This window comes from Murinocardiopsis flavida (assembly GCF_003014485.1).
Lineage (GTDB): Bacteria > Actinomycetota > Actinomycetes > Streptosporangiales > Streptosporangiaceae > Murinocardiopsis > Murinocardiopsis flavida.
The window spans coordinates 99,230-114,502 of sequence record NZ_PYGA01000006.1; the positions used below are offsets into that span (position 1 = coordinate 99,230).

Here is a 15,273-nt window from a genome sequence, read left to right on the forward strand (position 1 = left end):
CCGCTGCGGGCCGCCCCGACGACAAGGAGCACGATGCACACGCCCCCACACCCGCGCACCGGCGTCTGGCTGATCGGCGCCCGCGGATCCGTCGCCACCACGGCGATCGCCGGCGCCGCGGCGCTGCGCACCGGCGCCCCCGCCACCGCGATGGTCACCGAGGCGCCCGGCTTCCCCGCCGACGGGCTCCCCCGCACCGCCGACCTCGTCTTCGGCGGCCACGACATCGCCCACACCACCCTGGCCAAACGCGCCGAGCAGCTCGCCGCCGCCGGGGTCCTGCCCGCCGGGCTGCCCGACCGGGTCCGCGCCGAACTCGACGCCGCCGACGCCCGAATCCGCCCCGGCGTCCCCCAAGGCCACGGCAGCGAGCACCCCGCCGACGGCCTGCGCCGCCTCGCCGCCGACATCGCCGCGTTCCGCACCGAGGAGCGGCTCGACCGCGTCGTCGTCGTCAACGTCGCCGACACCGAGGCCCCCGCCCCCGCCCGCGCCGAGACCGAGGGCCTCGACGCGCTCACCGCCGCCCTGGAGTCCGGCGCGCACGTGCTGCCCGCCAGCTCCCGCTACGCCCACGCCGCGTTCACCGCCGGATGCGCCTATGTCAACTTCACGCCCTCGGCCGGGGCCCGACCCCCCGCCATCGCCGAACTCGCCGCCCGCACCCGGCTGCCCTACGCCGGGGACGACGGCAAGACCGGCGAGACCCTGCTCAAGTCCGTCCTCGCCCCCATGTTCGGCCACCGCCACCTGCGGGTCCGCTCCTGGGCCGGCACCAACCTGCTCGGCGGCGGCGACGGCGCCAACCTCGCCGACCCCGCCGTGGCCCGCAGCAAGCTCGACTCCAAGAGCCGCCTCGTCGGGGAGCTCCTCGGCTACCCGGTCGACGACCACCTGCACATCGACCACGTCGCCGACCTGGCCGAACGCAAGGTCGCCTGGGACCACGTGACCTTCGACGGGTTCCTCGGCGCGCAGATGAGCCTGCAATTCACCTGGCAGGGCTACGACTCCGCGCTCGCCGCCCCCCTCGTCCTCGACCTCGCCCGCCTCATGGCGCGCGCCCACGAGACCGGGCGCAGCGGGCCGGTCACCGAACTCGCGTTCTTCTTCAAGGACCCGCTCGACTGCGCGGTCCACGACCTGCCCGGCCAGCACGCCATGCTGCTCGCGTTCGCCGAGCGCCTGCGCCGCGCGGGCGGGCCCGCGTGAACGGCGCACGGCTGCGCGCCCTCGCCGAACTGGTGCGCGCCCCCGCCGCGCTGTCGGTGCCCGGCGACGCCCTCGCCGGGGCGGCGGCGGCCGGGTACCCGCAGGGCCGCCGCACCGCGTTCGCGTGCGCCGCATCGGTCTGCCTGTACTGGGCCGGGATGGCCCTCAACGACTACGCCGACCGCGACCTCGACGCCGTGGAGCGGCCCGAGCGGCCCATCCCCTCGGGCCGGGTCTCCCCCGGCGCCGCACTCGGCACCGCCGCGGCCCTCACCGGGGCCGGACTGGTCTGCGCGGCGGCGGCGCACCCGCGCGCGCTCACCGTCGCCGTCCCCCTCGCCGCGACGGCGTGGAGCTACGACCTGTGGCTCAAACCCACCCCCGCCGGGCCCTACGCCATGGGGCTGGCCCGCGGCCTGGACGTGCTCCTCGGCGCCGCCCCCGGCGGCGCGCGCGCCGCGCTGCCCTCGGCCGCCGCGATGGCCGCCCACACCGTCAACGTCACCCGGCTCAGCCGCGACGAGGTGCACGGCACCACGCCCGCCCGCGCCGGTGCCGCCGCGGCGGCCACGGCCGCGGTCGCCGCCGCCGTCGCCGCCCGCGCCGGGACCGGGGCGGGGCCGCGCACCGACCGGGCCGCCGCCGCGGCGCTCGCCGCCGGCTACGGCGCCCTCGCCCTCACCCCGCAGCTCGCCGCCGCCCGCGACCCCTCCGCCGCCCGCGTCCGCGCGGCCGTCGGCGGCGGCATCGTCGCCATGGTCCCCCTCCAGGCGGCGCTGACCAGCCTCGGCGGATCCCCGCGACGCGGCGCGGCGCTCGCGGCCCTCGTCCCCGCCGCCCGCGCGCTGACCAAGCGGATCGCCGCCACCTGACCGCCGCCGCCCACCGCCGCCCGGCCCCGGAGGAGACGCACGTGCCCACCACCCCCGACCACCCCGGCGCCCGCACCCCCCGCGCGGCACCCCTGCGCATCGGCTACGGCAGCAACGGGTTCACCGACCACCGCCTGCACGAGGCCCTGACCGTCCTCGCCGACCTCGGCTACGACGGGGTGGCCGTCACCCCCGACACCGGCCACCTGGACCCCTACGAACCCGGCCTGCCCGTGCGGGTCGACGCCCTCGCCGCCCACGCCGACCGGCTCGGCCTCGCCCTCACGGTCGAGACCGGCGCCCGCTACGTCATCGACCCGCACCGCAAGCACGCCCCCACCCTCCTCGACGCCGACCCCGCCCCCCGCCTGGACTACCTGCGGCGCTGCCTGCGCATCGCCGCCGGGCTCGGCGCGCCCACCATGGCGCTGTGGTCGGGGGCGGCACCCCCCGGCCTCGCCCCCGCCGCCGTGTGGGACCGGCTGGTGCGCGCGACAGAGGAGCTGCTCGACGACGCCGCCCGGCACGGGGTGGCACTCGGCTTCGAACCCGAACCCGGCATGTTCGTCGACACCATCGCCGGCTACGAGCGGCTGCGCGACCTGCTGGGCGCGCCCGCCGGGTTCGGCATCTGCCTGGACCTCGGCCACTGCGTGTGCACCGAGTCGGCGGCCGTGCCCGACTGCGTGGCGCGCGTCGCGGCCGACCTCGTCGCCGTGCAGATCGAGGACATGCGCCGCGGCGTCCACGAGCACCGCGAGTTCGGCACGGGCGACATCGACTTCCCCCCGGTCCTGGCGGCGCTGGCCGCCGCCGGCTACACCGGGCTGGTCGGCATCGAACTGCCCCGCCACGCGCACGCCGCCCCCGCCGTCGCGGCCCGCTCCCTCGCGTTCCTGCGCCGCGCCGAACACGCCGCGCGCGTCCCCGAGGAGGCCCGGTGACCGGCGCCGCGCTCGACGGCGCCCTCACCCCGGCCGGGCGGGACTGGCTCGACGCCGCGCTCGCCCGAATCGCCGCGGCGCCCGACGCGATCGACGCCCTGTTCCCCGCGGCGGCCCGCCACTGCGGCCGCGCCGCGCTGCCCGGCGGCGGCACCGTCGACGAGCACGCCCGGCTGCGCCTGCTGCGGGCGCTGCCGCGCGACGGGCTCGCCGCACGCACCACGGCCCTGTACCGCCACGGCGACGCCGCGGAGAAGCGCGCCGTCCTGCGCGCCCTGCCCGCACTGGCGGACGACCTGGGCGACGCAGGCACCGACCTCGTCCTCGACGCGCTGCGCGGCAACGACACCCGCCTCATCGCCGCGGCGCTGAACCCCTACGCCGCGCACCGCCTCGGCGACCGCGACTACCGCCACGCCATCCTCAAGGCCCTGTTCAGCGGGCTCGACCCCGGCCCCGACGCGGGCCTCGACCGGCGCTACGACGCCGAACTCGCCCGGATGGTCACCGACTTCGCCCGCGAACGCGTCGCCGCGGGCCGCGACGTGCCCGGCGCCGCCCTCCGCCTCCTCGCCCGCGCGGACGCGCCTCCCGCGTGGCTCGCCGCGGAACTCGCGGCCGCCGACCCGCACCGCAGGGACGCGGCCCGGCGCGCCCGCGACGCGCTCGACCGCTCCCGGTGACCGCGGCCACCGGACGACACCCACGAGAGGCCAGCCGATGCGCATCTTCGACCCGCACATCCACATGACGTCCCGGACCACCGACGACTACGCCGCCATGGCCGCCGCCGGGGTGCGGGCCCTCGTCGAGCCCGCGTTCTGGCTCGGCCAGCCGCGCACCTCCGTCGGCAGCTTCACCGACTACTTCGACTCCCTCATCGGCTGGGAGCCGCACCGCGCCGCCCAGTTCGGGATCGCCCACCACGCCACCATCGCGCTCAACCCCAAAGAGGCCAACGACCCCCGCTGCCGCGACGTCCTCGACGTCCTCCCCCGCTACCTCGCCAAGGACCGGGTCGTCGCCGTCGGCGAGGTCGGCTACGACTCCATGACCCCCGAGGAGGACGCGGTGTTCGCCCGGCAGCTCCAGCTCGCCGCGGAGCACGACCTGCCCGTCCTCGTGCACACCCCCCACCGCGACAAGATCGGCGGCACCCTGCGCACCCTCGACGTGATCCGCGAGTCGGGGATCGCCCCCGAACGGGTCCTGATCGACCACCTCAACGAGGTCACAGTCGAGCACGTCGCCGACACCGGGCACTGGATGGGGTTCTCCATCTACCCCGACACCAAGATGGACCCCCGCCGCATGGTGCTGCTGCTCCAGCGGTACGGCACCGGGCGGGTCCTGGTGAACTCCGCCGCCGACTGGGGCCGCAGCGACCCGCTGACCACCCGCCGCACCGGCGACGCCATGGCGGCGGCCGGGTTCGGCCCCGACGCCGTCGACACCGTCCTGTGGGCCAACCCCGTCGCGTTCTACGGCCAGAGCGGCCGCCTCGACCTGGACCCCGCGCCCGCCGAACCCCAGTTCGCCGGCAACACCATCCAGCGCGGCGCGCCCGCATCCCCCGAAAGGTGACCCCATGCGCCTGACCCACCCCGACGGCACCACCGTCCACCTCGCCTACTGCGCCAACGCCCACCCCGCCGCCGCCCTCGGCGAGGTCCGCGCCCGGCTGGCCGACCACGCCGCCGCCGTCCGCCGCGAACTCGGCGCCGACCGCCTCGGCATCGGCCTGTGGCTGCCGCGCGCCGTCGCCACCCGGCTGCGCACCATCCCCGCCGACCTCGCCGCGCTGCGCGCCGACCTCGACGACAACGGCCTGGAGGTCGTCACCCTCAACGGCTTCCCCTACCAGGGCTTCGGCGACGACGTCGTGAAGACCCGCGTCTACGTGCCCGACTGGGCCCAGCGCGCCCGGCTGGAGTACACCCTCGACCTCGCCTGGCTCCTCGCCGCGCTGCTGCCCGCCGACATCGCCCGCGGCAGCATCTCCACCCTCCCCCTCGGCTGGCACGCCTGGTGGAGCCCCGAGGACGGCGCCCGCGCCGGGCGGAACCTGTCCCGCCTCGCCGACGGCCTGGCCACCGTCGAGGCCGAGACCGGCAAGGAGATCCGGATCGGGTTCGAACCCGAACCCGGCTGCGTCGTGGAGACCACCGCCGACGCCGCGACGGTGCTGCCCCGGATCCTGTCCTCTGCCGTGCACCCCGCCCACCGGCACCGCTTCGGCGTCTGCCTCGACGCCTGCCACCTGGCGGTGGGCTTCGAGGACCCCGCCGCGGCCCTCGCCACCCTCGCGGCCGCCGACCTGCCCGTCGTCAAGGCCCAGGCGTCCGCCGCACTGCACTGCGACACACCGGCCGACCCGGCGCACCTGGCCGCGCTGGAGCGCTACGCCGAACCGCGGTACCTGCACCAGACCCGCGCGCGCCACCCCGACGGCACCCTGCACGCGAGCGACGACCTCCCTCTCGCGCTGGACGACGCGCCCAGGGACCGCCCCTGGCGGGTCCACTTCCACATGCCGCTGCACGCCGACGCCGAACCCCCGCTGCGCACCACCCGCCCCGAGCTCACCGACACCCTGCAAAGGCTGCTCGGCGGCCCCACCGCGCTCACCGACCACGTCGAGGTCGAGACCTACACCTGGTGGATCCTGCCCGACGGCTCCGGGCTCGGCACCGACCGGCTCGTCGCCGGCCTCGCCGCCGAACTCGACTGGGCCCGCGGCACCCTCGCCGCCCTCGGCTGCAAGGAGGCGGCCCGATGACCGCCGCCCGCCCCACACCGCTGCTCGTCCTCGACGTCGTCGGACTCACCCCCCGGCTCCTCGCCCACATGCCGCGCCTCGCCGCCATGGCCGCCCCCGGGTTCACCGCCAGCCTCGACCCCGTCCTGCCCGCCGTGACCTGCACCGTGCAGTCCACCCTGCTCACCGGGGAGCACCCCAGCGGCCACGGCATCGTCGGCAACGGCTGGTACTTCCGCGACCTCGGCGAGGTCCACCTGTGGCGGCAGCACAACCGCCTCGTCGGCGGCGAGAAGGTGTGGCAGGCCGCGCGGCGCGCCTTCGGCGACTACACCGTCGCCAACGTGTGCTGGTGGTACGCCATGGGCGCCGACACCGACTGGACCGTGACCCCGCGGCCCGTCTACTACGCCGACGGCCGCAAGGAACCCGACTGCTACACCCGCCCGCCGAGCCTGCACGGCGAACTCACCGCCGCCCTCGGCGGCTTCCCCCTCTTCACCTACTGGGGGCCCACCGCGGGGATCACGTCGTCCCGGTGGATCGCCGGCGCCACCCGCCGCATCATGCGCACCAAGCGCCCCGACCTGACACTGGCCTACCTGCCGCACCTCGACTACGACCTCCAGCGGTACGGCCCCGGCGACCCGCGCGCCGCGCGCGCCGCCGCGGAACTCGACGGGGTCATCGCCCCGCTGCTCGCCACGGCCGCCGACCAGGGCGCCACCGTCGTCGCCCTCTCCGAGTACGGCATCACCGACGCCGACCACCCCGTCGACGTCAACCGCGCCCTGCGCCACGCCGGGCTCCTGGAGGTCTACACCCAGGACGGCATGGAGTACCTCGACCCCTGGGCGTCGCGCGCGTTCGCGGTCGCCGACCACCAGGTCGCCCACATCTACGTCGCCGACCCCGCCGACCTGCCCGCCGCGCGCGCCGCGCTGGAGGGCCTCACCGGGGTCGCGGAGGTCCTCGACGACGCGGGCAAGGCCACCCACGGGCTCGACCACGAACGCTCCGGCGAACTCGTCGCCATCGCGGCACCCCGCTCCTGGTTCACCTACTACTACTGGCTCGACGACGCCCGCGCCCCCGACTTCGCCCCGATGGTGGAGATCCACCGCAAACCCGGCTACGACCCGGCGGAGCTCGCCATGGACCCCGAGGACCGCACCGCCAAGGCGCGCGCCGCACTGGCGCTGGCCCGCAAGAAGACCGGGATGCGGTACCGCATGGACGTGGTCCCCACCCACGGCCGCGGCGTCCGCGGCAGCCACGGCCGCCTGCCCGCCGACCCCGCCGACGGCCCTGTCCTGCTCTGCTCCGACCCCGCCCCCGCCAAGGACGCCTTCCACGCCACCGAGGTGAAGTCCCTCCTCCTCCGCCTCGCCGGAGCCTGACCCGGCCCCGCCGCCGCCCGGCGGGCGGGCCCCGACGTCGGGGCCCGCCCGCCGGGCGGATCGGCGTTCGGCCGGCGGTCAGCCCTTGACGGCTCCGGCGGTGAGGCCGGCGACCACGGACCGGCGGAACACCAGGGCCAGGATCGCGATGGGCGCCGTCACCGCGACCGCCGCCGCGAACAGGGTGCCGTAGGGCACCTCGAACACCGTGCCGAACAGCGCCATGCCCACCGGGATCGTGCGGAACCCCTCCTGGGAGTTGAAGGTCAGCGCCATGAGGAACTCCATCCACGTCGCGGTGAACGTGAACACGCCCGCCGTGAACAGGCCCGGCCGCACCTGCGGCAGGATCACCTGGAGCACCGTGCGCACCGGCGAGCAGCCGTCGATGCTGGCGGCGTCCTCCAGGCCGCGCGGCACGCTCAGCATGTAGTTGCGCAGGATCCAGATCGCGAACGGCAGGTTGAACGCCACATACGGGATGATCAGCGCCGGGTAGGAGTTCAGCAGGCCCAGCTGGCGCTGCATCAGATACAGCGGGACCAGCACCGCGATCGCCGGGTACACGGAGATGATCAGCAGCGCGACCATCACCGGGCCGCGCCCGCGCATCGGCGTGCGCGCCAGCGCGTACCCCGCGAACGTCGCCAGCGACAGCACGATGACCGTCGCCACCGCGCACACCAGCACGCTGTTCAGCATGTAGGTGGCGAACCCGCCGGCGAACGCGTCGCCGTAGTTCTGCCCCGTCGGCGCCTTCGGCACCGCGCCCGGCGGCACCGCGCTGATCTCCTCGGGCGGCTTGAACGAGTTCATCACCAGCCAGTACAGCGGCATCGCGGTGAGCACCACCATCACCAGCGCACCGCCGTTGACCGGGTTGACGACCCGGCGCCAACCGCGCCTCTCGCGAGTCCTCACGACACTTCCTCCCGTCCCACCTGGGCCTTGAACGAACGCAGGAACAGCAGGCACGCGCCCGTGACGAGCAGCCCGGTGGCGGTCGCGACCGCGGCACCGGGGCCGATGTTGAGGTCCTGGAACAGGACCTTGTACCCCATGACCGCCAGCGACTGCGTCGCCGTGCCCGGCCCGCCGCCGGTGAGCACGAACGGCAGGTCGAACAGCCCGAACGCCTGGAGGATGCGGAACAGGATCGCCACCGCGATGGTCGCCCGCAGCTGCGGCAGCGTGACCTGCCAGAACGTCTTCCAGGCGTTGGCGCCGTCGACCTCGGCCGCCTCGTAGACGTCCTGCGGGAGCATGACCAGCCCCGCCAGGACGATGATCGCGACGAACGGGGTGGTCTTCCAGATGTCGGCCACCATCATGGCGGTGATCGCCGGCACCGGCTCGCCCAGGATCAGCGGGGTCGACCCGGTGATCCCCTCCAGCGCCCACGTGGCGACACCGAAGCTGGAGTTGTAGATGTAGCCCCAGAGCTGCGCCGACACCACGGTGATCATCGACCAGGGGATGAGCATCAGCGCCATCATCCAGCCGCGCCCCGTGGTCAGCCGCTCCATCACCAGCGCCGCCAGCGTGCCCAGCACCAGCTCCACGGCCACCGTGATGACCGTGTAGAGGACGGTGAAGCCCAGCGCGTAGTAGAAGTCCTGCGAGGCGAACAGCGCCACGTAGTTGTCGAAGGTCATCGACTCCACGACGAAGCCGTCGTAGCCGATGCGCACCCGCGAGAAGCTCAGCACCAGCGAGTACATGATCGGGAAGATCGTGATGAGCCCGATGACGACCAGCGACGGCGCGGTGAACAGCCAGCCGATCCTGGCCATGCGCCGCTCCATGGCGTCGCGCGGTCCGCTGAACGCCGGGCGGCGCGCGCCGCCCCGCCCCTTGTCGTGCGCCCCGCCGCGCTGCGGCGGGACCGTCGCCGCCGCAGTGGGGGCCTTCTCGGTGGAACTCACAGGGCAGCCCCCTCATGGGCGGTCCGCATCCCGGCCGCCATCTCGGCGACGGCGGCGTCGGTGTCGCCGCGCCCGCCCGACACCACCAGCGGGTTGGCGTTGGTGTACACGGCCTTGCTGATCTGCGGGTAGCGCGGCGACTGCGAGGGCCGCACCACGAACTGCGCGTCGGCCGACAACCCGAAGGTCGGGTTGTCCTGCCCCGTGACCTCCGGGTCCGCCAGCACCGACGACAGCGGCGGCGTGTACGGCGAAGTGGTCGCCATGATCGTCTGCGCCTCCTCCTGCGCGACCCAGCGGGCGAAGGCGACCGACGCCCCCAGGTTGCGGGTGTGCGGGTTGACGTAGTTGTGCCAGCCGCCCAGCGTCGACAGGCCGCGGCGCTCTCCGCCGTCGAAGCGCGGCCGCAGGACCGCGCCGACCTTGCCCGACACCGCGGAGTCGGCGCCGTTGGCGGCGCCCCAGGCGTAGGACCAGTTGCGCAGGAACGCGGCCTGCCCGCTGGAGAACGCGGTCATCGACTGCTCCTCGGCGAAGGTGCCGACCCCCGCGGGGCTGACCCCGCTGGAGACCAGGCCGGCCATGAACTCCATGGCGCGCCGGCCCGCCGCGGAGTCGACCGTGACCTCCGTTGCGGCCTCGTTCATCAGCGAGCCCCCCGCGTCGGCGAGGAACTCGGTGAAGTTGCAGGTGATCGGCTCGGCCGAGGCGCCCTGCCAGACGAAGCCGTAGCGGACGTCCCCCGCCTTCGTGAGCTTCAGGGCGATGTCGCTGACCTGCTCCCAGGTCTCCGGCGGGTCGAAACCGTGCTTGTCGAGCAGGTCCTTGCGGTAGTAGAGGAACGAGATGTCCACGTACATCGGGAACGCGTACGCGCTGCCCTCGTAGCTCACCGCCGTCGAGACGGGGTCGGGGTAGCCCGACCAGAACTCCTTCTCCCCCGCGACCTCGCCCAGCGGCTGCGCCAGCGAGTTGTAGGCGAACTGCGCCGGCCAGGTGCAGTCGCCGAGGAACACGTCGGGCGAAGTGGCCCCGCTGGCGATCTGGGTGGTGAGGGTCGTGCGGCGCACGTCCGTGGTCGGGGGGACGTCGACCAGGTTGACCGTGATGGTGGGGAAGCGGTTCTGGAACGCGGTCACGAGGGTGCGCCGCAGGTCCTTGCCGTCGTTGTCGGCCAGCACCTGCGAGATCCAGTCGATGGTCACCGGACGGTCGGGGATCTCGGCGGCGAGCGCGTCGCGCGCCTGCCCTGTTCCGGACGAGCATCCCGCGAGCGACGCGGCCGCGAGCGCGGCTCCCCCACCGAGTAGCGCTCTGCGCGAGAGGTCCATGCCGTCTCCTTGCTCGGGACGTTGGGGTGGCGAATGCCTGAGAACGTTGCCACTAGTAGTGTGATGTGGTCAACACTCATTCGACAATGCTCAGCTCCGCGACCACGTTTTGCCCGTCTCCGAGATGAGATCGTTGCCAATCGGACGACTTCCTGCGTACTATCCGGGCGGAAATGACCCCGTGATCGGACGACTCCCGAGGGAGAGCATGGCTGACACCGGCTCCGCACAGGACCACTGGTGGCGCGACGCCGTCATCTACCAGATCTACCCGCGCAGCTTCGGCGACGCCGACGGCGACGGCATCGGCGACATCCCCGGCATCACCGACCGGATCGACCACCTCGCGGCGCTGGGCGTCGACGCCGTCTGGCTGTCGCCGTTCTACCCCTCGCCCCTCGCCGACGGCGGCTACGACGTCGCCGACTTCCGCGGCGTCGACCCCCTCCTCGGCACCCTCGGCGACTTCGACGCGCTGGTCGCCGCCGCGCACGCCCGCGGCATCCGGGTGATCATCGACATCGTCCCCAACCACACCTCCGAAGAGCACCCCTGGTTCGTCGAGGCGCTGAACTCCCCTCCGGGCTCCGCCGCGCGCGAGCGCTACGTCTTCCGCGACGGCAAGGGCCCCGACGGCGCCGAGCCGCCCAGCGGCTGGCAGTCCCGCTTCGGCGGGCCCACCTGGACCCGGCTGCCCGACGGCCAGTGGTACCTGCATCTGTTCGCCAGGGAGCAGCCCGACCTCAACTGGGCCAACCCCGAGGTGCGCGCGGAGTTCCTCGACATCCTCCGGTTCTGGAGCGACCGCGGCGTCGACGGCTTCCGTATCGACGTCGCCGCCGCCCTCGCGAAGGACCTCTCCGAGCCGCTGCGCGAGATCGTGCAGACCCCCGACGGCAGCGGGCTGGACGAGATGCGGGCGAACCCCGATCACCCCTTCCTCGACCGCCCGGAGATCCACGACATCTACCGCGAGTGGCGCCGGGTGTTCGACTCCTACGACCCGCCGCGGGTCGCGGTCGCCGAGGCGTGGCTGCCCAGCCACCGCCAGCTCCACTACGTGCGCGCCGACGAACTCCACCAGGCGTTCAACTTCGAGTTCCTGCGCTGCCCCTGGGACGCCGACGCGCTGCGCGACGTGATCACCACCAGCGTCGACGACGCGTCGTCGGTGGGCACGGTCGCCACCTGGGTGCGCTCCAACCACGACGTGGTGCGGACACCCTCGGCGCTCGGCCTGCCCCGCGGCACCGACCTCGCCGCGTGGCTCATGACCGACGGCACCGAGCCGCCCCTCGACCTCGAACGGGGGCTGCGCCGGGCGCGGGCCATCGCCCTGCTCCAGTTCGGCCTGCCCGGGTCCAACTACGTCTACCAGGGCGAGGAACTCGGCCTGCCCGAGGTCGCCGACCTACCCCCCGAGGTCCTCCAGGACCCCAAGTGGGAGCGGACCGGGCACACGGTCAAGGGCCGCGACGGCTGCCGCGTGCCGCTGCCGTGGGACACGCAGGGGCCCTCGCTGGGCTTCGGCGCGGCCCTCGGGTGGCTCCCGCAGCCCGCCGGCTGGGGCGGCCTCTCCGTCGCGGCGCAGACCGGCGACCCCGACTCCACCCTGGAGCTGTTCCGCGGCGCGATCCGGCTGCGGCGCACGCTGATCGGCGCGGGCGCCGGCGAGTCCTTCGCCTGGGACGCCGACACCGACAAGGGCGACCTGCTCGCGTTCACCCGCGGGGAGCACTGGCTGGTGCTCACCAACACCGGGGCGGAACCGGTGGCGCTGCCGGACGGCGAGGTGCTGCTCGCCAGCGGCCCGCTCGACAACGGGGCGCTGCCGGGCGACACGTCCGTGTGGCTGCGCCGTCCATGACAACGGCGGCCATCTTGTAGATCAAAAAAGCGTGCCGGGCGCGGGCGGCCACCGCCCGCGCCCGGCGCGCGCTCAGCCCACCGACGAGTACGCCACGACCCCCCGCCGCACCGAATCGATGGCCGTCCGCGCCTTGGCGCGCACCCCGCCCGACTCCGGCGCCGCCCCGGCGATCTGGCCGAGGATGTCGACCAGCTGCTTCGCGGCCCGCACGAAGTCGCCCGCCGACATCTCGGCCTCGAACAGGATCCGGTCGAGCTCGTCGCCGCGCGCCCACCGGTAGGCGATCCACACGAAGCCGAGGTCGGGCTCGCGCAGGAACGCCACCTTGTGGTCGCGCTCGGTCTCGTGCAGGTCGCCCCACAGCCGCGCCATCTCGGTGAGCGTGGCGTCGACGGCGCCCTCGGGCACCCGCGGGTGCGCGGGGTCGCTCCGCCGCGACTCGTACACCAGCGCCGACGCGCACGCCGCCAGCTCCATCGGGCTGAGGTCCTCCCACAGGCCCCGCCGCAGGCTCTCGGCCGCGAGGAGGTCCAACTCGGAGTACAGCTTGGCGAGGCGCCCGCCTTCGTCGGTGACCGTGTCGCCGTCGAGGTAGCCGAGGTCGTCGAGCACCCCGCACACCCGGTCGAAGGTGCGCGCGATGACGTGGGAGCGCCCCTCCACCTGGCGGCGCAGCCCCTCCGTCTCCCTGCCGAGCCGGAAGTACCGCTCGCTCCACCGCGCGTGGTCCTCGCGCTCGGCGCAGCCGTGGCACGGGTGCGCCCGCAGCTCCCTGCGCAGCCGCGCGATCTCGGCGTCCTCGCCCTTGTCGCCGCCGCCCTTGCGCGCGTGCTCCGGGCCGACCTCGTTGACCTTCGCCTTCAGCGTCGACGCGAGATCGCGGCGGGCCTGGGCCGAACGCGCCGAGAAGTTCTTCGGGATCCGCATGCGCCCCACCGGCTCGGGCGGCACCGGGAAGTCGGCGCCGTTCACCCGCTTGGCCTGCCGGCTCATCGTCAGCACGAACGGGGTGGGGTCCTCGTGGTCGCGTACACCCGGGTCGAGCACCACGGCGAAGCCCGTGTGCCGCCCCGACGGGATGCGGATGATGTCGCCCGGCCGCAGCCGCGCCAGCGCCTCCAGCGCCTCCTTGCGCCGCCGCGCGCCCTTGCTCTTCGCCGCCTGGGCCTCGCGGTCGCCGATCTCGCGGCGCAGCGCCGCGTACTCCATGAAGTCGCCCAGGTGGCACTGTGCCGCCTCGGCGTAGCCGGCCAGCGCCTCCTCGTGCTTGCGCAGCCGCTTCACCAGCCCCACCACGGCGCGGTCGGCCTGGAACTGCGCGAAGGACGCCTCCAGCATCGACCGGCTCCGCTCGCGCCCCACCTGCCCGACCAGGTTCACCGCCATGTTGTACGACGGCTGGAAACTGGAGTTCAGCGGGTAGGTGCGGGTGCTCGCCAGCCCCGCCACCGCGCCGGGGTCGGTCCCCGGCTGCCACACCACCACCGCGTGGCCCTCGACGTCGATCCCCCGGCGCCCCGCGCGGCCCGTGAGCTGCGTGTACTCCCCCGGTGTCAGGGCGGCGTGGGTCTCGCCGTTCCACTTGTCGAGCTTCTCGATGACCACCGTGCGCGCCGGCATGTTGATGCCCAGCGCCAGCGTCTCCGTCGCGAACACGGCCCGGATCAGCCCGCGGGAGAACAGGGTCTCCACGACCTCCTTGAACGACGGCAGCAGGCCGGCGTGGTGCGCCGCCACGCCCTTCTCCAGCGCGGCCAGCCACTGGTGGAAGCCCAGCACCTTGAGGTCGGCCCGCGGGATGTCGGCGCACTGGCGCTCGGCGTACTCGCGGATCTCCGCGGCCTCGGCGTCGCTGGTCAGCCGCAGCCCCGGCGACACGCACTGGCGCACGGCGTCGTCGCACCCGGCCCGGCTGAAGATGAACATGATCGCCGGGAGCAGCCCTTCGCGGTCGAGCTCCGACACGATCTGCACCCGGTTCGGCGGCACGAACTTCGACCGCGGCCGCGGCGCCGACCGCGCCCGCGACTGCGGGTGGCGGCGGCGGTGCGCCAACTGGGTCGCCCGGTCGTCCTCCTCGGCCAGCCGGACCAGCCGCGGATTCACCCGCAGCCGCTCGCCGTTGACCTCCATCACCGGGCCCTTGTCGGTGCCCGAGCGCTCGCGCCGGCGCTTGCGCCGCTTCCCGTCGCCGCCGCCGTCATCGCCACCGTCGCCGTCATCGCCGCCGTCGGCCGCCGGGCGGTCCGCGACGAACAGGTCCTGCATCCGGTTGCCGGTCATGACGTGCTGCCACAGCGGCACCGGCCGGGTCTCGTCGACGATGACCGAGGTGTCGCCGCGCACCTGCTGCAACCACTGGCCGAACTCCTCGGCGTTGGACACCGTCGCCGAAAGCGCCACCATCCGCACCGACTCCGGCAGGTGGATGATGACCTCCTCCCACACGGCGCCGCGGAAGCGGTCGGCGAGGTAGTGCACCTCGTCCATGACCACGAACGCCAGCCCCGCCAGGGTGTGCGACCCGGCGTAGAGCATGTTGCGCAGCACCTCGGTGGTCATGACCACGATGGGCGCCTCGCCGTTGACGCTGTTGTCGCCGGTGAGCAGGCCGACGTTCTCGGGGCCGTACCGCTTCACCAGGTCGTTGAACTTCTGGTTGGACAGCGCCTTGATGGGGGTGGTGTAGAAGCACTTGTGCCCCTCGGCCAGCGCGAGGTGCACGGCGAACTCGCCGACGACGGTCTTGCCCGACCCGGTGGGCGCCGCCACCAGCACGCCGTGGCCCGACTCCAGCGCCTTGCACGCGCGGACCTGGAAGCCGTCGAAGGTGAACCCGTACAGGCTCTGGAAATCCTCGATCGCGGCGCTCGTCTCGGAGGCGCGGCGGCGGAACTCGGCGTAGCGCGCTGCGGGTGTGCTCATATGCACCAAGCGTAGAGCGTTGCGCTCAGTGACTCC

The 15,273-nt window shown here is 74.2% G+C and carries 11 protein-coding genes and 1 pseudogene; 8 read left to right on the forward strand and 4 right to left on the reverse strand.

What is annotated here, in order from left to right; genetic code table 11:
- Nucleotides 1-33 precede the first annotated feature (33 nt).
- The 7 genes and pseudogenes from CLV63_RS10630 to CLV63_RS10660 form a co-directional block, all read left to right on the forward strand.
- Nucleotides 34-1,212 carry an inositol-3-phosphate synthase gene (locus CLV63_RS10630; RefSeq protein WP_106582790.1) on the forward strand — a complete coding sequence of 393 codons (1,179 nt, stop codon included), beginning with the start codon at nucleotides 34-36 and terminating at the stop codon, nucleotides 1,210-1,212.
- Entirely contained in the window at nucleotides 1,209-2,084 is an 876-nt protein-coding gene (locus tag CLV63_RS10635; RefSeq protein WP_106582791.1) for an SCO3242 family prenyltransferase, read from the forward strand. The genes CLV63_RS10630 and CLV63_RS10635 overlap by 4 nt, the downstream gene beginning before the upstream one ends.
- 41 nt (nucleotides 2,085-2,125) lie before the next feature.
- Nucleotides 2,126-3,028, forward strand: coding sequence for a sugar phosphate isomerase/epimerase family protein (locus tag CLV63_RS10640; RefSeq protein ID WP_245928714.1), 903 nt, complete (start codon nucleotides 2,126-2,128; stop codon nucleotides 3,026-3,028).
- Nucleotides 3,025-3,711, forward strand: a complete 687-nt coding sequence (locus CLV63_RS10645) for an EboA domain-containing protein (protein ID WP_106582792.1) — start codon at nucleotides 3,025-3,027, stop codon at nucleotides 3,709-3,711. The genes CLV63_RS10640 and CLV63_RS10645 overlap by 4 nt, the downstream gene beginning before the upstream one ends.
- A gap of 37 nt (nucleotides 3,712-3,748) precedes the next feature.
- Nucleotides 3,749-4,612, forward strand: a complete 864-nt coding sequence (locus tag CLV63_RS10650; protein ID WP_106582793.1) for a TatD family hydrolase — start codon at nucleotides 3,749-3,751, stop codon at nucleotides 4,610-4,612.
- 4 nt (nucleotides 4,613-4,616) lie between these two features.
- Nucleotides 4,617-5,807, forward strand: a complete 1,191-nt coding sequence (gene eboE, locus CLV63_RS10655; protein ID WP_106582794.1) for a metabolite traffic protein EboE — start codon at nucleotides 4,617-4,619, stop codon at nucleotides 5,805-5,807.
- Nucleotides 5,804-7,205 (forward strand): annotated as a pseudogene (locus CLV63_RS10660) (alkaline phosphatase family protein); the annotation flags it as partial. The gene eboE and the pseudogene CLV63_RS10660, both read left to right, overlap by 4 nt.
- A 59-nt stretch (nucleotides 7,206-7,264) precedes the next feature.
- Here the strand turns inward: CLV63_RS10660 and CLV63_RS10665 are convergent.
- The 3 genes from CLV63_RS10665 to CLV63_RS10675 are packed head-to-tail and all read right to left on the reverse strand — an operon-like array spanning nucleotide 7,265 to nucleotide 10,442.
- On the reverse strand, nucleotides 7,265-8,107 hold the full coding sequence (locus CLV63_RS10665; RefSeq protein WP_245928715.1) for a carbohydrate ABC transporter permease: 843 nt from the start codon (nucleotides 8,105-8,107) through the stop codon (nucleotides 7,265-7,267).
- Complete coding sequence (locus CLV63_RS10670; RefSeq protein WP_245928716.1) at nucleotides 8,104-9,111, reverse strand: carbohydrate ABC transporter permease; 1,008 nt, start codon at nucleotides 9,109-9,111, stop codon at nucleotides 8,104-8,106. Before CLV63_RS10670 ends, CLV63_RS10665 begins: the two co-directional genes overlap by 4 nt.
- On the reverse strand, nucleotides 9,108-10,442 hold the full coding sequence (locus CLV63_RS10675) for an ABC transporter substrate-binding protein (protein ID WP_106582796.1): 1,335 nt from the start codon (nucleotides 10,440-10,442) through the stop codon (nucleotides 9,108-9,110). The genes CLV63_RS10670 and CLV63_RS10675 overlap by 4 nt, the downstream gene beginning before the upstream one ends.
- Before the next feature lie 208 nt (nucleotides 10,443-10,650).
- Here CLV63_RS10675 and CLV63_RS10680 point away from each other — a divergent pair, with 208 nt between their 5' ends.
- Nucleotides 10,651-12,309, forward strand: coding sequence for a glycoside hydrolase family 13 protein (locus tag CLV63_RS10680; protein WP_106582797.1), 1,659 nt, complete (start codon nucleotides 10,651-10,653; stop codon nucleotides 12,307-12,309).
- Between the two features lie 72 nt (nucleotides 12,310-12,381).
- Here the strand turns inward: CLV63_RS10680 and CLV63_RS10685 are convergent, their stop codons facing one another.
- On the reverse strand, nucleotides 12,382-15,237 hold the full coding sequence (locus CLV63_RS10685) for a DEAD/DEAH box helicase (protein WP_106582798.1): 2,856 nt from the start codon (nucleotides 15,235-15,237) through the stop codon (nucleotides 12,382-12,384).
- Nucleotides 15,238-15,273: the final 36 nt, after the last annotated feature.